Annotated in this window: 20 protein-coding genes and 1 riboswitch; of the genes, 7 read left to right on the plus strand and 13 right to left on the minus strand. The window is 66.9% G+C overall.

What is annotated here, in order from left to right:
• The first annotated feature begins 34 nt into the window (after positions 1-34).
• Positions 35-460, plus strand: a complete 426-nt coding sequence (locus K5K93_RS11500) for an organic hydroperoxide resistance protein (protein ID WP_004153735.1) — start codon at positions 35-37, stop codon at positions 458-460.
• A 268-nt stretch (positions 461-728) separates the two neighbouring features.
• Here the strand turns inward: K5K93_RS11500 and mmsB are convergent, their stop codons facing one another.
• The 5 genes from mmsB to K5K93_RS11525 are packed head-to-tail and all read right to left on the minus strand — an operon-like array spanning position 729 to position 6,272.
• Complete coding sequence (gene mmsB, locus K5K93_RS11505) at positions 729-1,619, minus strand: 3-hydroxyisobutyrate dehydrogenase (protein WP_093820763.1); 891 nt, start codon at positions 1,617-1,619, stop codon at positions 729-731.
• On the minus strand, positions 1,616-2,794 hold the full coding sequence (locus K5K93_RS11510) for an enoyl-CoA hydratase/isomerase family protein (RefSeq protein WP_222387949.1): 1,179 nt from the start codon (positions 2,792-2,794) through the stop codon (positions 1,616-1,618). Before K5K93_RS11510 ends, mmsB begins: the two co-directional genes overlap by 4 nt.
• Entirely contained in the window at positions 2,791-3,588 is a 798-nt protein-coding gene (locus K5K93_RS11515; RefSeq protein WP_222387950.1) for an enoyl-CoA hydratase, read from the minus strand. Before K5K93_RS11515 ends, K5K93_RS11510 begins: the two co-directional genes overlap by 4 nt.
• Entirely contained in the window at positions 3,585-4,751 is a 1,167-nt protein-coding gene (locus tag K5K93_RS11520; RefSeq protein ID WP_222387951.1) for an acyl-CoA dehydrogenase family protein, read from the minus strand. The genes K5K93_RS11515 and K5K93_RS11520 overlap by 4 nt, the downstream gene beginning before the upstream one ends.
• Positions 4,752-4,766: 15 nt before the next feature.
• Complete coding sequence (locus tag K5K93_RS11525) at positions 4,767-6,272, minus strand: CoA-acylating methylmalonate-semialdehyde dehydrogenase (protein ID WP_025875748.1); 1,506 nt, start codon at positions 6,270-6,272, stop codon at positions 4,767-4,769.
• An 87-nt stretch (positions 6,273-6,359) separates the two neighbouring features.
• On the opposite strand from K5K93_RS11525, the gene K5K93_RS11530 reads away from it, so the two are divergent.
• Positions 6,360-7,754: a short-chain fatty acyl-CoA regulator family protein gene (locus K5K93_RS11530; RefSeq protein WP_222387952.1), complete on the plus strand. Its 1,395-nt coding sequence runs from the start codon at positions 6,360-6,362 to the stop codon at positions 7,752-7,754.
• A gap of 276 nt (positions 7,755-8,030) precedes the next feature.
• Entirely contained in the window at positions 8,031-8,984 is a 954-nt protein-coding gene (locus K5K93_RS11535) for a DUF1028 domain-containing protein (protein ID WP_222387953.1), read from the plus strand.
• Positions 8,985-9,033: 49 nt separating this feature from the next.
• On the opposite strand, the gene K5K93_RS11540 is transcribed toward K5K93_RS11535, so the two are convergent.
• Positions 9,034-10,884 carry a patatin-like phospholipase family protein gene (locus tag K5K93_RS11540; protein ID WP_222387954.1) on the minus strand — a complete coding sequence of 617 codons (1,851 nt, stop codon included), beginning with the start codon at positions 10,882-10,884 and terminating at the stop codon, positions 9,034-9,036.
• 154 nt (positions 10,885-11,038) lie between these two features.
• A riboswitch (cobalamin riboswitch) is annotated at positions 11,039-11,256 on the plus strand.
• A 141-nt stretch (positions 11,257-11,397) separates the two neighbouring features.
• Between K5K93_RS11540 and K5K93_RS11545 the strand changes: the two genes are divergently transcribed.
• Together K5K93_RS11545 and pncA are read left to right on the plus strand one after the other, a co-directional pair.
• Positions 11,398-12,069, plus strand: coding sequence for an epoxyqueuosine reductase QueH (locus tag K5K93_RS11545; protein ID WP_093820775.1), 672 nt, complete (start codon positions 11,398-11,400; stop codon positions 12,067-12,069).
• Positions 12,070-12,126: 57 nt separating this feature from the next.
• Entirely contained in the window at positions 12,127-12,753 is a 627-nt protein-coding gene (pncA, locus tag K5K93_RS11550; protein ID WP_093820777.1) for a bifunctional nicotinamidase/pyrazinamidase, read from the plus strand.
• Between the two features lie 87 nt (positions 12,754-12,840).
• On the opposite strand, the gene purU is transcribed toward pncA, so the two are convergent.
• From purU to K5K93_RS11565, 3 genes are read right to left on the minus strand one after another with little or no spacing between them, the layout of a single operon-like run.
• A complete protein-coding gene (gene purU, locus K5K93_RS11555; protein ID WP_222391051.1) occupies positions 12,841-13,692 on the minus strand; it encodes a formyltetrahydrofolate deformylase in 852 nt (283 codons plus the stop codon).
• Positions 13,693-13,748: 56 nt separating this feature from the next.
• The gene (locus K5K93_RS11560; RefSeq protein ID WP_222387955.1) at positions 13,749-14,621 is read right to left on the minus strand and encodes a hypothetical protein; all 873 of its coding nucleotides are present in this window, start codon (positions 14,619-14,621) and stop codon (positions 13,749-13,751) included.
• A gap of 6 nt (positions 14,622-14,627) precedes the next feature.
• Positions 14,628-15,143, minus strand: coding sequence for a hypothetical protein (locus K5K93_RS11565; protein ID WP_222387956.1), 516 nt, complete (start codon positions 15,141-15,143; stop codon positions 14,628-14,630).
• Positions 15,144-15,338: 195 nt separating this feature from the next.
• On the opposite strand from K5K93_RS11565, the gene K5K93_RS11570 reads away from it, so the two are divergent.
• The gene (locus tag K5K93_RS11570) at positions 15,339-16,250 is read left to right on the plus strand and encodes a LysR family transcriptional regulator (protein ID WP_222387957.1); all 912 of its coding nucleotides are present in this window, start codon (positions 15,339-15,341) and stop codon (positions 16,248-16,250) included.
• Between the two features lie 3 nt (positions 16,251-16,253).
• Here the strand turns inward: K5K93_RS11570 and K5K93_RS11575 are convergent, their stop codons facing one another.
• The 3 genes from K5K93_RS11575 to K5K93_RS11585 all read right to left on the minus strand — a co-directional run bounded on the left by K5K93_RS11575 (position 16,254) and on the right by K5K93_RS11585 (position 18,785).
• Positions 16,254-17,357 carry an NADH:flavin oxidoreductase/NADH oxidase gene (locus K5K93_RS11575; RefSeq protein ID WP_105163262.1) on the minus strand — a complete coding sequence of 368 codons (1,104 nt, stop codon included), beginning with the start codon at positions 17,355-17,357 and terminating at the stop codon, positions 16,254-16,256.
• Positions 17,358-17,524: 167 nt separating this feature from the next.
• Positions 17,525-18,331, minus strand: a complete 807-nt coding sequence (locus K5K93_RS11580; protein ID WP_093820783.1) for an NAD-dependent protein deacetylase — start codon at positions 18,329-18,331, stop codon at positions 17,525-17,527.
• 43 nt (positions 18,332-18,374) lie between these two features.
• Positions 18,375-18,785, minus strand: a complete 411-nt coding sequence (locus tag K5K93_RS11585; protein WP_025875773.1) for an acyl-CoA thioesterase — start codon at positions 18,783-18,785, stop codon at positions 18,375-18,377.
• 92 nt (positions 18,786-18,877) lie between these two features.
• Here K5K93_RS11585 and K5K93_RS11590 point away from each other — a divergent pair, with 92 nt between their 5' ends.
• Positions 18,878-19,513 (plus strand): LysE family translocator, encoded by a 636-nt coding sequence (locus tag K5K93_RS11590; RefSeq protein WP_222387958.1) that lies wholly within the window; start codon positions 18,878-18,880, stop codon positions 19,511-19,513.
• A gap of 143 nt (positions 19,514-19,656) precedes the next feature.
• Here K5K93_RS11590 and K5K93_RS11595 read toward each other — a convergent pair whose 3' ends face one another.
• A complete protein-coding gene (locus K5K93_RS11595) occupies positions 19,657-20,676 on the minus strand; it encodes a ribonucleotide-diphosphate reductase subunit beta (protein ID WP_025875781.1) in 1,020 nt (339 codons plus the stop codon).
• Positions 20,677-20,706: the final 30 nt, after the last annotated feature.

The following is a 20,706-nucleotide window of genomic DNA, read 5'->3' on the forward strand; positions in this document are numbered from 1 at the left end:
ACGCACCACCCACCCACTGACCAGGAGCATCCCGATGTCCATCGAAAAGGTTCTGTACACCGCCCAGGCCACCTCCACCGGCGGCCGCGAAGGCCGTTCCGTGTCCTCTGACAACGTGCTGGACATCCAGCTGTCGACCCCGCGCGAGCTGGGCGGCGCTGGCGGCCCGGGCACCAACCCGGAACAGCTGTTTGCGGCCGGCTATTCGGCCTGCTTCCTGGGCGCACTGAAGTTCGTCGCCGGCCAGGCCAAGGTCGCGCTGCCGGCCGACACCACCGTGACCGGCAAGGTGGGTATCGGCCAGATCCCGACCGGTTTCGGCATCGAAGCCGAGCTGACCATCAACGTGCCGGGCGTGCCGCGCGAGCAGGTGGAAGAACTGGTGCAGAAGGCACACATCGTCTGCCCGTACTCCAACGCGACCCGCGGCAACATCGACGTGACGCTGATCGTTGCCTGATGCGCTGATGCCGGCCAGCGGCCGGCACTACCAAGCGGCTGGGCAAAAAAATGGGCGGATGCCGGTCGCAACCGGGCATCCGCCCATCCCACCTCGGGTGGGGCCCCGGCACGTGGCCGGGGACGCATTCGCTTTCTGTAGTGCCGAGCATGGGCTCGGCACTACACGGTCGGCGCGCATCCATCCTTCTGGAGGAGAACCCCCTTGTTGTTCAAGGGGGTGCGCCAACGGCGCGGGGATAAGGTGGAATGCGCGGACCGGCGACCGGTTACCGGTCGCTGGTGATGAGCTGCACGACGCTGGAGAAATCCAGCTTGCCGCGGCCGGCCTGGTGGTTCATCGAGTACAGGTTGCGGGCCATTTCGCCCAGCGGGATCGAGGCGCCGACGCTCATCGCCGCCTCCACCGCCAAGCCCATGTCCTTCAGCATCAGATCGCTGCCGAAGCCGCCGCTGTAACCGCGCGACGCCGGCGCGTTTTCCAGCACGCCCGGCCACGGGTTGCACACTTCGGTGGCCCAGCTGCGGCCGGTGCTGACCGCCATCATCTGCGACAGCACCTTCGGGTCCAGCCCGTGCGCCACGCCCAAGGCGATGGCTTCGCCGGTGACAGCCATGATCACGCCCAGTGCCATGTTGTTGCACAGCTTGGCGACCTGGCCGGCGCCACTGGCACCCACATGGAAGATGTTCTTGCCCATCGCCTGCAGTACCGGGCGGGCGCGTTCAAGCGCGTCCTCTTCGCCACCGACGATGAAGGTCAGCGTGCCGGCCTGTGCGCCGGCAGTGCCACCGGACACCGGCGCGTCGATCATCTGCAGGCCGCGTGCGGCGGCCGCTTCGGATACCTTGCGCGCGCTGGCCGGGGCAATCGTGCTGCAGTCGATGACCAGCGCACCGGCGGGAATCGCGGCAAGGATGCCGTCGTCGCCCAGGTATACGCCTTCGACGTGGCGGCTGGCCGGCAGCATCGAGATCACCACCTCGGCATCGGCCAGGGTCTCGCGTGCCGATGCCGCTGCGCTGGCACCCGCGTCGACCGCCGCCTGCACCGCGGCAGGCACCAGATCGAACACACGTACGGTGTGGCCGTTCTTGACCAGATTGGCGGCCATCGGGCCACCCATGTTGCCCAACCCAATGAATGCAATGCGGCTCATGCCAGGCTCCTTTCAGCGAGAGAGGTACCCAGGTCGGCCAGCGGATGCGCAGCATCGGCCCAGGGAGAAGCGAAGAATGTATCGGCCCATGCGCGGTCGGCATCGGCCAGCGTGGCCGGATTCCACGAGGGATTGCGGTCCTTGTCGATCAGCAGCGCGCGGATGCCCTCAGCAAAATCACCATGCGCGGCGCAATGCAGGGCGGTGATGTATTCCAGCCGGTAAACGCTGGCCAGGTCCTGGCCGGCGCTGCGGCGCTGCAGTTCGAAGGCCAACCGTGCCGAACCCGGTGCACCGGCGGCAAGGGTCTTCTGTGCGGCCTGCAGCCACGCGTCATCGGTCTGCAGGGTACTGATGCGTTCGACGATGGCGGCCAGGTCATCGCCTGCGCACAGCGCATCGACCTGCGCGGCATTGGCCAGCAGCGGGCCGGTAGCCGCATCGCTGGCAAACGACAGCAGCAGCTGTGACAGGCGCTCGTGGTTGCGTGCGGCATCGGCCGACCACGCGACCTGCAGCAGCGCGTCGAACACCGCACTGCGGCGTTCCTCGGCCACATGCACGTCGGCCAGGCCGGCATAGATCGCATCGCCCGGGTTGAGCAGCGCACCGGTCAGGGCCAGGAACAGGCCACCGTTGCCCGGCACGCGCGGCAGCAGCCAGCTGCCACCTACGTCAGGGAACAGGCCCACGGTGATTTCCGGGAAGGCCAGCTTGGAGCGTTCGCTGACCACGCGATGGCTGGCACCGGACATCAGGCCAATGCCGCCGCCCATCACGATGCCGTGGCCCCAGCACAGGATCGGCTTGGCGTAGGTATGGATCAGGTAGTCGACGCGGTACTCGACGTCGAAGAACTCGGCGGCGTAGTCGTTCCCGCGGATATCGCTTTGGCCGGCGTCGCGGTAGGCACGCATGCTCTGGTACAGGCTGTGCAGGTCACCGCCGGCGCAGAACGCCTTCTCACCGGCGCCCTGCAGCACCACCATGGCGATGCCCTCGTCGTCGGCCCAGGCATTCAACTGCTTCAGCAGCAGGTGTGCCATCGGCAGCGAGAAGCCATTGAGCGTGCGCGGTGCGTTCAGCGTGGCGATGCCGATGCGCGTGCCGTTGCCGGCCACGCGCTCTTCGAACAGCACCGGTGCTTCGGCAGCGTTTGTGTCGACCTCGGTCATGCGTTCTTCCACTGCGCGGCGCGCTTTTCAAGGAATGCACTCACGCCCTCGACCTGATCGGCGGTGTCGAACAGATCGACGAAGGCCTCGCGCTCGGCCACCAGCGCCGACGCATGGCTGCCGGTGCGGGTGGACTGCACCAGGGTCTTGCAGGCGGCAATGCTGGTCGGGCTCTGCTTGCCGGCCTTCTTCGCCCATTCCAGTGCCAGCGCCTTGGCTTCGCCCTTGCCGACCTTTTCTTCGGCAAGACCAATCCGCACGGCGGTTTCGGCGTTGATGCGCTCGCCGAGCAGGATCATGCGCTTGGCCCAGCCCTCGCCGACCAGGCGCGGCAGGTTCTGGGTGCCACCGGCGCACGGCAGCAGGCCGACGGTCGCTTCGGGCAATGCCACCTGGGCGTGCTCTTCGATGATGCGCAGGTCGCAGGCCAGCGCGCATTCCAGGCCGCCGCCCATGGCGTAGCCGTTGATTGCAGCAATCGACACGCCACGGAACGCGGACAGCGCCTCGAAGGCTTCGCCGAAACGGCGTGCCGCTTCGCGTGCGGCAGCCTTGTCGCCGGAAGCGAACTGGTTGAGGTCGGCACCCGCGGAGAAGAACTTCTCGCCATCACCGGTGATCACCAGCGCGTAGATGTCGCGGTCTGCATTGAGCGCGCCCACCAGGTCGCGCAGCGCCGACAGGCTGTGCACGGTCCAGGTATGCGCCGGCGGGTTGTTCAGGGTGACCACGGCGGTGTGGCCCTCGGCCTCGACCTTCAGGCCAACGTGCTCCTGGGTACGCCAATCCTTCATCGCAGTTCCTCTTCGGTGTTGAGCAGGTGACGGGCAACGATCACCCGCATGATCTCGTTGGTGCCTTCCAGGATCTGGTGCACGCGCGAATCGCGCAGCAGGCGCTCGATCGGATATTCACGGATGTAGCCGTAGCCTCCGTGGATCTGCAGGGCTTCGTTGCAGATGGTGAAGCCGGCATCGGTGGCGAAACGCTTGGCCATCGCGCACCACACGTTGGCATCGCTGGCGCCGGCATCGAGCTTGCGCGCGGCGGTATGCACCATCTGCCGCGCGGCAACCAGGTCGATGGCCATGTCGGCCAGCTTGAACTGCAGCGCCTGGAATTCGGACAACGCCTTGCCGAACTGGCGGCGCTCGCCCATGTAGCGGCGTGCGGCATCCAGCGCGCCCTGTGCAGCACCCAACGAGCACGCGGCGATGTTGATGCGGCCACCATCGAGCCCCTTCATGGCCAGCTTGAAGCCGCCGCCTTCCTCTCCCAGAAGGTGGCTGACCGGTACGCGGACGTTTTCGAAGGTGATGCCGCGGGTGGGCTGGCTGTTCCAGCCCATCTTCTCTTCCTTGCGGCCATAGCTGATGCCCGGCAGGTCGGCCGGCACCGCGATCGCGCTGACCCCGCCTGCACCGGCACCGCCGGTACGTGCCATCACCACGAGCAGCTCGGTGGCGCCTGCGCCGGAGATGAAGGCCTTGGCGCCATTCAACACGTAGAAATCGCCATCGCGCACGGCGGTGGTCTTCAGCGAGGCCGCGTCCGAACCGGCGCCCGGCTCGGTCAAGCAGTACGAGGCCAGTTTGCTGCCAGAAGACAGGTCATTGCCCCACGCATCGCGCAGCGCCGGCTGGCCCCACGTGGACACCATCCACGAGGCCATGTTGTGGATGCTGATATAGGCCGCAGTCGACGGGTCGACGTTGGCGAGCTCCTCGATGACGACGGCGGCGTCCAGTCGGCTCAGGCCGCTGCCGCCCACTTCCGGGTCCATGTACAGACCGCAGAAGCCCAGTTCACCGGCCTTGGCGATCGCCTCGCGCGGAAAGATGCCCTCCGCATCCCATCGCGCGGCGTGCGGCGCCAGTTCGGCCTGTGCGAAGTCACGCGCCGCTTCGCGGTACGCCTGCTGCGCTTCTTCCTGTTCCGTCGTCATCGAGTGGCTCATGGCTGCTCCCTGCGGTTACTTCAGGCTGATCGTGGTGTTGACGCCGTGGCTCAGCGTCTCGTCGTCGAACCAGCGCGCGGTGACGGTCTTGGTCTGCGTGTAGAACAGCACCACCTGCTTGCCGTACGGACCCAGGTCGCCCAGCTTGGAAGCACGCGAACCGGTGAACGAGAACAGCGGCACCGGCACCGGGATCGGCACGTTGATGCCGACCTGGCCGACGTCGATGTCTTCCTGGAAGCGGCGTGCAGCGGCGCCGGACTGGGTGAACAGCGCGGTGCCATTGCCGTTCGGGTTGCTGTTGACCATGGCGATGGCCTCATCCAGCGTTTCCGCTTCGAGGATGACCAGCACCGGCCCGAAGATTTCTTCCTGGTAGATGCGCATGTCGGTGGTGACACCGGCAAAGATGGTCGGGCCAACGAAATTGCCCTTCTCGAAACCATCGACCTGCGGCTTGCGGCCATCCAGCACCAGCTTGGCACCCTGCTCCACGCCCGAAGCGATCAGGCCTTCGACGCGATCACGGGCGCTGCAGGAAATGACCGGGCCGACGTCGGTGCCGGCGACCGTGCCACCGCTGACCTTCAGGGTCTTGGCCTTTTCGACCAGGTCCTGCACCCAACCGCGTGCTTCACCGACCAGCACCAGGGTGGAGGCGGCCATGCAGCGCTGGCCCGCCGCACCGAAGGCCGCGCCGACCATCGCATTGAGGGTCTGCTCCTTGTTGGCGTCCGGCAGCACCACGGCGTGGTTCTTGGCGCCCATCATGCACTGCACGCGCTTGCCGGCCAGCGAGGCGCGGTTGTACACGTGGGTACCGACGCGGGTGGAACCGACGAACGACACCGCCTTGATGTCCGGGTGGTCGCAGATGGCGTTGACCACTTCCTCGCCACCGTGCACGACGTTCAGCACGCCCTTGGGAATGCCCGCTTCCAGCGCCAGTTCGACCAGGCGCATGGTGACCATCGGGTCCTGCTCGGACGGCTTGAGGATGAAGGTGTTGCCGGTGGCAATGGCCATCGGGAACATCCACAGCGGAATCATCGCCGGGAAGTTGAACGGGGTGATGCCTGCGCACACGCCCAGCGGCTGCATGATCGAGTAGGTGTCCACGCCGTTGGCCACGTTGTTGGCCAGTTCGCCCAGCTGCAGGTTGCCGATGGCGGCCGCGTGCTCGACTACTTCCAGGCCGCGGAACACATCGCCTTCGGCGTCTGGCAGGGTCTTGCCCTGTTCGGCGGTGAGGATGTGCGCCAGCTCGCTCATGTTTTCGCGGATCAGCTGCTGATACTTCAGGAAGATGCGCGCGCGGGTACCGATCGGGGTCTTGCGCCAGGTCTTGAAGGCTTCCTTGGCGGCAGCCACGGCGGCATCGACTTCGCCCGTGGTGGCGAACGGCACCTGGGCCAGCACGTCCTGGGTGGCCGGGTTGATCACGTCCTGCCAGTGGGAGGTGGCCGATTCAACGAACTGGCCATCGATCAGCATGCGGATACGGGGCGCTGCAACAGTCATGACGACAATCCACGAGGTGCGAAAGATGCTTGGCATTATTCACAGGCAACGCCTCGATTTCCGGCCTGAATCCGCTTAATCTGGCCAATGTCCGCCACGATTCCTGTTAATCCTGTGAATTATTCAGCTCCCCAGCGCCAGCTCGGCCTGCGCCTGTTGCGCCTGCGCGAGCAGCGCGGCTACAGCCAGGCCGACCTCGCCCGCGCCCTGGGGCTGTCGGCCAGCTACCTGAACCAGATCGAGCGCAACAAGCGCCCGCTGACGCCTGCGGTGCAGAAGAAGCTGGGCGAGGTGTTGGGCGATGTTTCCGCCCTGTTCGACGACGATGAGCCCGCCGCGCTGCAGGAGTCGCTGGGCGAGACCCTGCGCGATCTGGGCCTGGCCGACGTCAGCGCCACCGAACTGCGCGCGCTGGCCGGCAACCTGCCGCAGGTCAGCCGCGCGCTGCTGGACCTGCATCGCCGCCACCTGGCATTGCGCGAGCATGCCGCCGCGCTGGAGTTCCAGTTGGGCGAGCCGGGCGCGGGCAGCACGTTGCCGGCCGGCGACCAGGTGCGCGAGTTCTTCAACCGCATGCACAACCACATCCCCGAGCTGGACGAACTGGCCGAGCAGTTGTTCGCCGAATGGGGGCTGGCGCCGGGACACGTGGCGCCACGGCTGCGCCAGCTGCTGGCCGACCGTCACGGGGTGCTGGTGGAAGTGGCTGCGCTGCAGGCCGGGCGCGAGAAGCGCCAGTACGATGCCGGCAGCCGTACGCTGTGGCTGCCCGACTACCTGGAGCCGGGGCAGCAGGCGTTCCAGATGGCGGTCGAGCTGGCGCTGCGCGGCTACCTGCCGCAGATCGATGCGGTGATCGCGCGCACCGGCTTCACCGACGAGGCCCGCATCGCACAGGCGCGTATCGGCCTGTCCAACTATTTCGCCGGTGCGCTGGTGATGCCGTACATGCGTTTCCTGCGCGCGGCCGAGGCCAGCGGTTATGACATCGAGCTGCTGGCGCATCAGTTCGGTGTGGGATTCGAGGCGGTCTGCCATCGATTGAGTACGCTGGCACGCCGCAGTGCGCCGGGGCTGCCGTTCTTCTTCATCCGCGTGGACCGCGCCGGCAACGTGTCCAAGCGCCACTCGGCCACCGATTTCCACTTCTCGCAGGTGGGCGGTTCCTGCCCTTTGTGGATCGTCTATGAGGCGTTCAACCAGCCCGGACGCATCCTCACCCAGACCGCGCGCATGCCCGATGGCCGCCGCCATTTCTGGCTGGCACGGCAGGTCAGCAGCGGCCCGGTCGGCCACGGCCAGCCACGCAAGACCTTCGCGGTGGCACTGGGGTGTGACCTGCAGCATGCGGATCGGCTGGTGTATTCACTGGGGCTGGACGTGCAGAGCCCGGGCAACTCGGTGTCGATCGGGCCGGGCTGCCGGGTGTGCCCGCGCGAGGACTGCATGCAGCGCGCGTTTACCCAGTTGCCGGGGCGGTAGGGGGCGGTCCGGCAGGGCTGCGCCCTGCACCTGCTTCAATCCAAGGCAACAGCAAAAGCAACAGCGGGCATTCCGTGGGATGGCGGGGTGGCATGGCCTGCTTTTGGTGGGTGTCGACCTTGGTCGACACGGTAGATCCACGCCATGCGTGGATGCTCTTCGACGAATTGTCGAAATATTCGATTTCGATGGGGATTCATCCACGCATGGCGTGGATCTACTAAACCTTCCGCGCATCCGTTGCATCCCAGTTCAACGCCTTCACCGGAGACGACCATGTTCATGCTGCGCCCCTGCCTGGCCTTGCTGCTCGCTGCTGTCGCTGCGCCGGCATGGGCGACCTTTTCCATTGCCGCCTGCAACGAAGCCGGCGACTGCGGGGTGGCTGTCGCCACCCACAATCTCGCCGTCGGCGGTGTCGGCGTGCCGTGGGCGCAGGCGAAGGTCGGCGCGGTCGCCAGCCAGTTCGAAACCAACCCGACCTACGGCTCGAAGGGGCTGGCGCTGCTGGCCGAAGGTCGCACGCCGGCACAGGTGCTCAAGCAGTTGCTGGATGAGGATGGCGACTTCGATGGCACCACCATCGCCGAGCGCCAGGTCGGGCTGGTCAGTGCGCGAGGCGGCAATGCGCAGTACACCGGCGCCACTGCACAGCGGGCCGATTGGGCCGGTGCCGTTGGCGAGGGCAAGGTGAGCGTGCAAGGCAATGGACTGGCTGGGCCGGACGTGCTGGCGGCGACGCAACGCGCGTTTACGACCACCCACGGTGCGCTTGCCGCGCGCCTGTTGGCAGCGCTGGAAGCGGGACAAGCGGCGGGTGGGCAACGTAGCGGGCAATGGTCGGCGGCACTGTTGGTGCGCACGCCTGGCGGCGACTGGCAGGACACCGACCTGCGCGTGGATGCCGATCCGCGTGCCGTGGCGCGCCTGCGCGAGCTGTACGACATGCGGCTTTCAAATGAAGCGATCATCCGCGCCGAGCAGCAGTGGGAACAGGGCGACGTGGCCGGCGCACGTGCGTCGCTGGCCACCTCGCTGGCGCTGGCGCATGGCTGGGACCGGACGTGGGCACGCGCGGCGCGGCTGGCGATGTCGGAGGGTGAAACCGCATTGGCCCGCGAATTCCTGGCGGGATTGCGCGCGCTCAACCCGGGATGGGTGAAGCAGGAATTGGCCTTGCCGTTGTATGCGCCATTGCGCGGCGATGCGGTGGTCGAGGCGTGGCGATAGCCAACGGTAGGGCCGGACCATGCCCGGCGAGCGCAGCAGCGCACCGCGATCAATAGATCGGCGTCACCTTCATCTGCGGCAACGGCCGTGGCGAGCCGTCGGTAAGGTCCGGGCCAAGGTCATCCCAGCTGCGGCCCTGTTCCACCATCAGCCCCCACAGCTGCTGCGACGCCAGCCGCTTGTCTTCCGAACCCAGCTTGTACGACGGCGGTGGCGGCGTGCCGGTGGCCACCATCGCATAGGCCGCGCGATAGGCCAGCACCTGCTGCGCCGGATCATCGGTGCGCGATATTTCCAGCGTGTAGCGCTGGTAAGCCGAGGCCAGGTTGCGCCAACGGATCCAGTAATGGTTCTCGAACGAGAACGAACAGAAGCGTGCACCGGCGAGGCTGCCCTTGTCGGCGATGCGGGTCAGCACCTCCTGTGGCATGTCCAGGTTCATGCCACCCTCGTCGCCCTGCAGGCTCACATGCACGATGCGGTCGCGATACCCAGGCGCACGCGCCTGCAGCAGGTCGCGCCAGTTCTGCATGGTGGCCACCACCGCGAACAGGAAACGGCCCAGCTCACCGGCCGCCAGCGGCGTGGCGATGGACTGGTAGTGCCGCTGCCATCCATGCCGGTTCTCGGTAGGCAGGAACACCGCGCGTTCCAGCGTCTGTCGGCTGTCGCTCTCGCGCACCACCGGCTCGGGACGTTGCGGATAGACCAGGTTGATGGCGAAGGTCGGCCAGCGCGGCAGTGCGGCATCGAACAGGTGAATCGGGAAGTTGCTGCTGATCCCGCCATCGGAGAACCAGCACACCCGGAACGCGGTGATCACCGGACCGCAGGCCTGGCCCGCGCTGGTCAGCCCTTCCATGCTGTCGGCCACGTTCTGCCCGCCCTCATCTGCCGCCGTCGACGTCGGCTCGCAGCGACGTTCGCGACGCGAGGGCTCATGCAGCGGCACCGCGCTGATCAGCAGCGGGAAGCTGAGGCTCATGCGCGTGGCCACCAGTACCGGCAGCGACGCACCCTGCGGCAGATGGAAGTAGTTGCGGCCTTCAACCTCGCGCGGTGGTCCGGCGCGGTCGACCATCCACTGCACCACACTGGCCGGGAACAGCTGCTCGAACTCCTCGCGCAGGAACCAGAACTGCGCCCCGCCCAACGGCAGCGTGCGTGGTTCGTTGTGCGATACGCAGGTGGTGATCATCTGCAGGGTGATCGCATGCGGGCTGTCCGGTTCGCCTGCATAGCGCGGCGCGTCGTGCAGGTCGGCGAAGGTCAGCGGTGCATCCATCGGCTTGCCCGACAGCTGCTGCAGGTTTTCATGCAGCCACTCGGTCAGCGCCGGCCTGCCTGCACTGCGGCTAAGCCCGCTGCACAGGCCCAGCAGGTTGCGCCGCGCCACCCGGGCCACGCGCAGCGCAGCGGCGGCCACGCCCGCGCCGTAGGCACACAGCAGCGACGGCAGCAGGGTCGCGGCCACGCCGCTCCAGCCACCACCCCACCAGCCCAGGCCGAGCAGCAGTGCCAGCGACACCAGCACTTCCAACGGCGCGATCTGGAACACCGCGATGGCCAGGCACAGCAGCTTGCGTGGCCAGCCGGCGTTGCCGGTCAGCACCACCAGCAGTCGATATGCCGCGCGCGCGCCGGCGGCGGGCTGGAACAGGCTGTAGATGAATCCGCGCCGCGACAGCTGCGCCGACACTGCCGACAGACCGCCATAGCCGGCGTCGCCAGGCAGCTGTTCGCCCCGTTGCTGGCGCCGGTCGCCGTACGCCGCCGCGGCCGCCACGGCTGCGGCGATCGCACCGGCCGAAGTGCCGCCGATGCTCTTGAAACGGTATTCGCGAGCCAATGCGAGCACCGCGTTGGGATACACGATGCCGCTGGTGATGCCGCCTTTCATGACCAGATCGCAGTACTTCGCCGCCACGAGCCACCTCCCGTCTGTCGGTGCCCAGTATGGCAAGAGGCACTCTCACAGCCTGAGAAACGCGCCACAGCCCTGCGTTTTCATCGACCCTTGACCATTGCCGCCAACGCGTCCACCGTGAGCACGTCGAAGGTATCCCTGCCGTGGCATCGATGGCGGCAGGGATTTAAACGGGAATCCGGTGAAGGCGCCTTGCGCGCCCATTCCGGAGCTGCCCCGCAGCGGTGAATGGAGACGAATCCTGCCAACAGCACTGGGCTCGCGCCTGGGAAGCGGCAGGTAGTAGGTGGGCCAGCCGGCCCGTGTCCATCAGCCCGAATACCGGCCCCGGCCGGGGGACACGACCGTCCCCCTGACTCGACCTGGAATCTCCGCGGGGAGGTTGCCGGGGCCGTCGTCGTCCTGCGCGTGCAGGCGATGTGGCCGCGCGCGTCCTGTTCACGGTTTCCGTCCAGACCTGCTGCCAACGCCCAGATGCACCCGACGATGACCGAGCTCCAACGCCCCACCCTGACCCTTCCCGACAACGGCCAGCGCCTGTTGCTGCACTCATGCTGTGCGCCCTGCTCGGGTGAGGTGATGGAGGCGATCACTGCCTCCGGGATCGACTACGCGATCTTCTTCTACAACCCCAACATCCATCCGGTGAAGGAATACGAGCTGCGCAAGCAGGAGAACATTCGCTTCGCCGAACAGCACGGCATCCCCTTCATCGACTGCGACTACGACACCGACAACTGGTTCAGCCGTGCACGTGGCATGGAGAACGAACCCGAGCGTGGCATCCGCTGCACCATGTGCTTCGACATGCGTTTCGAGCGCACCGCGCTGTACGCGCACGAGCATGGCTACGACACCATCAGCTCTTCGCTGGGCATCTCGCGCTGGAAGAACATGGCACAGATCAACGACTGTGGTATTCGCGCCGCCTCGCGCTACGAAGGCCTGCAGTACTGGGACTACAACTGGCGCAAGGGCGGCGGTGCCAGCCGCATGATCGAGATCAGCAAGCGCGAGCAGTTCTACCAGCAGGAATACTGCGGCTGCGTCTACTCGCTGCGCGATGCCAACCGTCATCGTCGCGAGAACGGCCGCGAGCGCATCAGGATCGGTCTGCTGTATTACGGGCAGGACAACGACGACGCCAGCGGCGATTGACGTGCACGCGAGGGGCGGCCACGCTGGTCGCCCCTCCTGCGTTGTACCGGACCTGCCATGACCACCCTGCCCGCTGATGTCGCCCTGCTGGTGATCGACCTGCAGCCGGACTTCATGCCCGGTGGCGCCCTCGCCTGCGAACAGGGCGATGCGCTGGTGGCACCGATCAACGCGCTGTTGGCCGAGCGCCGCTACCGCACCGTGGTGGCCACCCAGGACTGGCACCCGGCCAACCACGCCTCGTTCGCCAGCCAGCACCCGGGCCACCTGCCTTTTGAAGCCATCCTGCTGCATGCACAGCCACAGACCCTGTGGCCGGACCACTGCGTGCAGGGCAGCACCGGCGCCGCCCTGCACCCCGGCGTGGACTGGACCGTGGCCGACCTGATCCTGCGCAAGGGCAGCCGCCAGCAGGTGGATTCCTACAGTGCCTTCCGCGAGAACCACGGCCCCGACGGCACGCGCCCGGCCACCGGGCTGGCCGGCTGGCTGCACGAACGCGGCATCCGCGAGGTGCACCTGTGCGGGCTGGCCCGCGACTACTGCGTGCTGTGGAGCGCGCAGGACGCGGTGAAGTCGGGTTTCCGGGTGAAATTCCTGTGGGAGCTGACCCGGCCGGTGACCGAGGCCAATGACGGCATGGTGCGCGAAGCCCTGGCGAAGGCGAGGATCGCGATCCTCTGACCCGCTTCCGCCGGGCATGGCCCGGCGCTACCCGTCGTCCGATCCTGGTAGCGCCGGGCCATGCCCGGCGAGCGGGCGACGCGGCCGTTACCTGAACACCACCGTGCGGTGCCCGTTGAGCAGGATGCGGTGCTCCACGTGCCGGCGCACCGCCCGCGCCAACACCTGCGATTCGGTATCGCTGCCCAGCCGTACCAGTTCGCGCGGGGTCATCGCGTGGTCCACGCGGGCCACGTCCTGTTCGATGATCGGGCCTTCGTCCAGGTCTTCGGTGACGTAGTGCGCGGTGGCGCCGATGATCTTGACCCCGCGCGCGTGCGCCTGGTGGTACGGCTGCGCGCCCTTGAAGCTGGGCAGGAAACTGTGGTGGATGTTGATCGCCCTGCCCGCCAGCGCACGGCACAGCGTGGGCGAGAGAATCTGCATGTAGCGCGCCAGCACCACCAGGTCGATGCGCTCGCGCTCGACCAGATCGATGATCTGCTGTTCCTGCGCCGCGCGCGTGTCGGCGTTCACCGGCAGGTGGTGGAACGGCACCTGGTAGGACGCTGCCAGTGCTGCGAAGTCGGCATGGTTGGAGGCCACCGCAGCGATGTCCACCTTCAACTGGCCGCTGTGCGCACGGAACAGCAGATCGTTCAGGCAATGGCCCTGCTTGCTGACCAGCACCAGCAGGTGCGGCCGGCGGCGGCCATCATGCAGCTGCCAGTCCATGCCGAAGTCTGCGGCCAGTGCGGCCATCGCGGCGTGCACGGTGTCCAGCGGCAGACCCGCATCGCGGTCGAAGTGCACGCGCAGGAAGAAGCGACCGCTCTCCTCGTCGCCGAACTGCTGGGCGTCGAGGATGTTGCAGCCGTGGTCGAACAACAGGCCCGACACGCGGTAGACGATGCCGGTGCGGTCGGGACAGGAGAGAGTGAGGATGGAATCGGGGCGCATCGCCGGAGTGTAGGGCAGCACCGCTGCGCGGTGCACGATGCTGTCAAATGCAACCATCAATCAGAGGCAAGGCGCAGAGCGCGAATGATTGGGGCAACTTCTTCCCCCGCACCTCGCCAACCGGTTCCAGTTTCAATGACCCGACCCTCGCGAACAAGGTGAAAGACCGGAGTCTGCTGACGGTCGAAATCCGCCCACCTCTTGTCCATGTACATCACGCTCATCGGCAGCTCAGGATGAAGTCCATTCCATTCGGCGATGCTATCGCCGGCCCAGTGCGGGCCATTGGGCACTACCAACACCAGCTTATCGCGGAGCCCCTGGTAGGCAGGTTGGGCGACAATGTTCTGCAGGGCTCTTCGTGAGTGACCACAACGCGGATGAACGATGGCGACAACCTGGTCTCCGCTCAGCCGTATCGAATCACGAACGAGGGAACCGTCAGCCTGGACAGCGTACACGGGCAGGCCGGGCGGGAAGCGGCCCGGAAAAACCCGCGGAAACGCCGGGACATTGCTGAGCCACTGGCGACGCAGCCGTTCTGCTTGGGCAAAATCTCCCCTTGCCACATGTAGCCCTATCAGCCTGCGATGATGCTCAGCGCCGGCGGTGCCGCGCTCGACCAACAGGCCGTACTGTGCCAACGCATTGCGCAGTGGTTCGGCATCCGGTACGTAGTTGGCGAACAGCGAAGCAGCCTTGAACTGGTCCTCGATGACGCGGTCCTTGTTTCTGCAGCCGACCGCACGTGATGCCCTTCGACCCGCAACGTAGATGTGCGACAGCGCCTCGATGCGATCACGTGCAGATGCATTCAGCGTTGTCGCCTCCGCCTTCAACAGCTGTGTGTAGGTATCGGCCTTGCATATGGATACAGGGCTGATACTGGACGCAGCTCCTAGAACAAGCATCCATTCGAGGAGCAGCATGCGCGCTCAGCAACCCGACATGCAGACGAACTCTGTGGACTCTCTGCACGTGGCACGGGCGACACATCGATATCCCATGTGATCCTCCACGAGCTCACCGGATTGGACATACGAGCGGCGGATATCGCGATCAACTTCAGTATCGACACGCAACCCTGGCATCAGCCGAAGTGTGCGTTCGGCACCGAACAGCGACAGCAGCCGGCGGGCTTGACTGTAGCTCAGCTCGCTGGCGATGGCGTCCGTCGAGTAACCAACCAGGCCGTTCTCGTTGAATGACAGCGAGGTCAGGAACTGCTCCAGCCCGTCGGCGGACAGGAGCGTCAGCGGCGAATCCACGGGAATGGCGGCGAGGTAGCTGTCCAGGCGCGCTGCGCTGGATATCTGCGCGTTCTTCTGCGCGACGAGCATCTGCTCACGTAGTGACTCCCGCACACCATCGCCCGTCTGGGCGGCAGCGGAAGCGGAAGCGGAGTAGGCAAGCACCAGTGCAAGCAAAGAGACGCGCGTGCAGTTCTGCATGATGAACTCCTGTATGCGGCGAACGTGCCGTGGTCAGCGTAGTGCGGGGCGTTGCGGCAGGATTGTGCGTCCGGTCTCGCAACGCTTGCATTGCAACAATTCCTATGCCACCGGCCGCCGGGGTTCGCGGGCAAAGCGACTGCTTGGGACAGACCCAAGCGATACTTGGCCTTCCGCATGGCAAGCTGGTCGGTCATGAACCTGTTGCAGCTCATCCGCAGCTTCACCCGCACCGCAGAGACCGGCAGCATTGCCGCTGCGGCGCGCACCCTTGGCATCAGCGCCACCGCCGTGGGCCAGAACATCAACCGGCTGGAAGCCCACCTGGGCGTCCGCCTGCTGAACCGCAGCACGCGTCAGCTGGCGCTGAGCGAAGCCGGCACGGTGTACCTGGCGCAGGTGCGGCATATCGAAGCCGACCTGGCGCGCGCGCAGGCGATGGTGACCGCCGGCGACGTGGAGCCGGCCGGGCCCCTGCGCATCGCCAGCAGCAGCGCGTTCGGCCGGCACGTGCTGGCACCGCTGCTGCCCTCATTGCAGCATCGGTACCCGCAGCTGCAGCTGGAGCTGCGCCTGACCGATCGCGCCGTGCAGCACGGTGCCGAGGCGGTGGATGCCAGCATCCGCATCGGCGCGCAGCTGGAGGACGGGCTGGTGGCACGTCCACTGGCGCGCATCCCGTTCGTGTTCTGCGCCTCGCCGGCGTATCTGCAGGCGCACGGCACGCCGCTGCAACCGGCGCAGCTGGCCGCCCATCGCGGCCTGCTGCATCGCTTTCCCACCGATGGCCGGCCACTGCGCTGGGGCCTGCTTAAGGACGGCGAGCGGGTGGATGCCGCGCTGCCGCCGAGCATGGTCTGCGATGACATCGATGCGCTGGCCGAGCTGGCCGCCGCCGGTGCCGGCATCACCCGGCTGGCGGCGTTCGTGGCCGAGCCCTACCTGCGCGATGGTCGCCTGCAGTGCGTGTTCGGTTGCGGCACCGACTGGCAGCCGGAACCGATGGACATCTACTTCTGCGTGAGCGACCGCCGCGATTTCACCGCCAAGATCCGCGCGCTGTTCGAGCACCTTCAGGCCGGCCTGCCGCCGGCCTGGCAGGTGTAGTGCTCAGCGCGGGCTGAACACGCCGCGTGCGTCGCGCGGTTCGCAGCGCAGGTACTGCGGTGCCGGCACCACGCTGTCGCCCAGTGCAGCAGCGGCGTGCCACGGCCAGCGCGGGTCGTACAGGATGCCCCGGGCCAGCGCGATGGCATCGGCCTGGTTGTGGCGCAGGATCGATTCGGCCTGCTCCGGCTCGGTGATCATGCCCACCGCGATCACCGGCATGCGCACCTTCTTGGCCTTGATCGCCGCCGCGAACGGCACCTGGTAGCCCGGGCCGACACTGATCTTCTGGCGCTCGTGCAGGCCGCCGCTGGACACATGCAGGAAATTGCAGCCGCGCGCGTCCAGCACCTGTGCCAGCGCCTCGCTCTGCACGATGTCCCACCCCCCCTCGACCCAGTCGCTGGCGGAGATGCGTACGCCTACGGCGACCTTGTCCGACACTGCAGCACGCACTGCGTCAAACACTTCCACCAGCATCCGCAGGCGGTTCGGCAGCGAGCCACCGTAGCCATCGGTGCGGCGGTTGCTCAGCGGTGACAGGAACTGATGCAGCAGATAACCGTGCGCGGCGTGGATCTCGATCAGCTCGAAGCCCAGGCGCTCGGCGCGCACCGCACTGGCGGCGAAGGCGGCAACGACTTCGGCGATACCGGCCTCGTCCAGTTCCTGCGGTGCCGGATCGGCGGCATGGAACGGCAGCGGCGAGGGGGCCACGGTCGCCCAGCCGCGGGCATCATCGGCCGGCAGCTGGCCACCGCCGTCCCAGGGACGATTCACCGACGCCTTGCGGCCCGCATGGCCCAGCTGCACGCCCAGCGGCATCGGCGACCAGCGGCGCACGCTGGCCAGCACCTGCGCCAGGGCCGCTTCGGTGCCGTCATCCCACAGGCCCAGATCGGCCCAGCTGATGCGGCCGCGCGCTTCGACCGCGGTGGCCTCCAGGATCAGCAGGCCCGCGCCGGACTGCGCCAGGTTGCCCAGATGCATGGCGTGCCAGTCGCTGGCGCGGCCGTCTTCGGCGGAGTACTGGCACATCGGCGCGACGACGATGCGGTTGGACAGGGTCAGGGGGCCGAAGGAGATCGGCGAAAACAGCTGGCTCACGGCAGTGGGGGGTGTACCAAAGGGGGGGCGTATTGCACCGCTGTGCGGCCGATAGATCAACCGTGTGGGTGGATCGCTGTTTCGTGGGGGCGCGTTGTGGGTAGCGCCGGGCCACGCCCGGCGAGCGCACAGCGCGGCAGCCCGTTTCCGCCGGGCATGGCCCGGCGCTACCCGATGACGAACCCAGCCAGCGCCTCGGCGCAGTCGCGCTCGTCCTTGAACTGCAGCAGGTCGTCGGCACGGGTGCGGCCACGGTTCAGCGCGGCCACCGGCAGGCCAGCCTTTGCCGCCGCCTGCACGAAGCGGAAGCCGGAATAGACCATCAGCGAGGAGCCGACCACCAGCACCGCATCCGCCTGCTGCAGGTGCTCATGCACCGCAGCCACGCGTTCACGCGGCACGTTTTCGCCGAAGAACACCACGTCCGGCTTCAGCAGGCCACCGCAGTGCGGGCAGTCGGGCACCGCAAATGCGGAGAAGTCGGTTTCCAGATCGGCGTCACCGTCGGGCGCGATACCGGCCTGCAGCAGTTCCCAGCCGGGGTTGGCCTGCAGCAGCCGCTGCTGGAACGCCTCACGCTCACTGCGGCGTTCGCAGCCCATGCAGCGCACCAGGTCCAGGCGGCCATGCAGGTCGATCACGTTCTGGCTGCCCGCGCGCTGGTGCAGGCCATCCACGTTCTGGGTCAGCAGCACCTGCAGCTTGCCGCTGTCCTCCAGTGCGGCCAGCGCCTGGTGGGTGCCGTTGGGCCGGGCATGGCCGAAGCGCGGCCAGCCCAGCAGGCTGCGCGCCCAGTAACGCTGGCGGGTGGCGGCCTCGCCCATGAAGGCCTGGTAGGTCACCGGCGGCGTGCGCTTCCACTGGCCATCGGCATCGCGGTAATCGGGGATGCCCGAGGCGGTGCTGCAGCCGGCGCCGGTCAGCACGAACAGGCGCTGGGCGCGGTCGATGAAGTCGGTGAGCGGCGGGGTCATGGCAGCCAGATGGGGGCGCCTGGGCGCCCCCGCAAGCATCGGCTCAGGCCGCCGGCGCGCCGGGCAGCTGCGGCACGGTCACCGGGTGGCCATCGTCGCCCAGGGCGATCATCACGAAGTGGCCGCGGGTGCACAGCTTGCGCTCGCCGCTGTGCAGGTCCTCGGCGATCAGCTCCACCTCGACCTTCATCGAGCTGCGGCCGACCTCGACGATGCGGCCGATCGTTTCCACCATCTGGCCGATGCGGATCGGCAGCTTGAAATCGACCTGGTCGCTGCGCGCGGTCACCACGGTGCGGCGCGAATAGCGGGCGGCGGCGAGGAAGGCGGCCTTGTCCATCCATGCCAGTGCCTGGCCACCGAACAGGGTGCCCATGTGGTTGGTGTGGTTGGGAAAGACGATTTCGGCCATGCGCACTTCGGTCGGCGGCACGGTCTCGGGGATGGGGGTCATCGGGGCGGTTCGGGTGTGGGGTGAGACGGATTTTAAGGCAGGTGGTGTGCAGGCGGCGCTACACTTCGGCACCCCCACTGCGTGAACCCACCATGCCCGCCACGTCCGACCTGCTGGCCTTCGCCCTTGTCTCGCTGGCCATGGTGCTGACGCCCGGGCCGAACATGATCTACGTGATCTCGCGCTCGATCTGCCAGGGCCGCATGGCCGGGCTGATCTCGCTGGGCGGGGTGGCGCTGGGCTTCGTGTTCTACATGCTGTGCGCGGCGCTGGGCATCACCGCGCTGCTGATGACCGTGCCGTTTGCCTACGACGCGCTGCGCATCGGCGGCGCGCTGTACCTGCTGTACCTGGCGTGGCAGGCGCTGAAGCCCGGCGGCCGCTCGCCGTTTGCGGTGCGTGACCTGCCGGTGGACGGCCCACGCAAGCTGTTCGCGATGGGTTTCCTGACCAACGTGCTGAACCCCAAGGTCGCGGTGATGTACCTGTCCCTGCTGCCGCAGTTCCTGCACCCGGACAGCGAGGGCAGCGTGCTGATGCAGTCGCTGGTGCTGGGCTCCACCCAGCTGCTGGTCAGCGTGAGCGTGAACGCGGTGATCGCAATAATGGCCGGCAGCATCGCCGGCTTCCTGGCGGCCCGCCCCACCTGGCAGGCGGTGCAACGGTGGTTGATGGGCACGGTGCTGGCCGGGTTGGCCGTGCGCATGGCGGTGGATGGGCGGCGATAGCGCCGGGCTATGCCCGGCCGATTGCGCACGGCGCCCTGAAAAACTTCCGCGCTGCGCGCTCGCCGGGCGTGGCCCGGCGCTACCGTAAAAACGAAAAACCCCGGCGTTGGCCGGGGTTTTCGCGACAGACCTGATCGGATCGATCAGAAGTTCATGTCGAAGGCGACTTCGCCCTTCACGCCCACCTGGTAGGCCGAGGCGCGGCGTTCGAAGAAGTTGGTCAGTTCCTGCACGTCCTGCAGTTCCATGAAGCTCAGCGGGTTGCGCACGTTGTACTTGCGCTCCATGCCCAGGCGATGGAAATGGTTGTCGGCGCAGTGCTGCAGGTACTGGCGCATGTCACGGGTGGAAATGCCTGCCACGCCACCGGACAGCACGTCCTCGGCGAACTGCACTTCGCACTCGATGGCCTCGGCCAGCATGTCGTAGACATCCTGCTTCATCTTGTCGTCGAACAGGTCCGGCTCTTCCTCGCGGATCACGTCCACGCACTCGAAGGCGAACTCCATGTGCGCGCTTTCGTCGCGGAACACCCAGTTGGTGCCCGAAGCCAGGCCATTGAGCAGGCCGCGCGAACGGAAGTAGTACACGTAGGCGAAGGCGGCGAAGAAGAACAGGCCTTCGATGCACGCCGCGAAGCAGATCTGGTTGAGCAGGAACTGGCGACGCTCTTCGCGGGTCTCGATGCGCTTCAGGTCCTGGATCGAATCGATCCACTTGAAGCAGAAATCGGCCTTCTTCTTGATCGAGTCGATGTTCTCCACCGCGGCGAAGGCTTTGACGCGCTCGTCCGGATCCGGCAGGTAGTTGTCCAGCAGGGTCAGGTAGAACTGCACGTGCAGCGCTTCTTCATACAGCTGGCGCGACAGGTACATGCGCGCTTCGGGCGCGTTCAAGTGCTGGTACAGGTTCAGCACCAGGTTGTTGGACACGATCGAATCGCCGGTGGCGAAGAAGGCGACCAGGCGGTGGATCAGGTGGCGCTCGCCCGGCGACATCTTGCTGTGCAGGTCGCTGATGTCGATCTGGAAGTTGATCTCTTCCACCGTCCAGGTGTTCTTGATCGCATTCCGGTACATGTCATAGAACTGCGGGTAGCGCATCGGGCGCAGGGTCAGTTCAAAACCGGGATCGAGCAGCATCTGCTTGGGCTTGTCGGCCATGGGTGTTTCCTTGTCTTCTCGGGTCAAAAC

Source organism: Stenotrophomonas sp. DR822 (assembly GCF_019793815.1).
Lineage (GTDB): Bacteria > Pseudomonadota > Gammaproteobacteria > Xanthomonadales > Xanthomonadaceae > Stenotrophomonas > Stenotrophomonas indicatrix.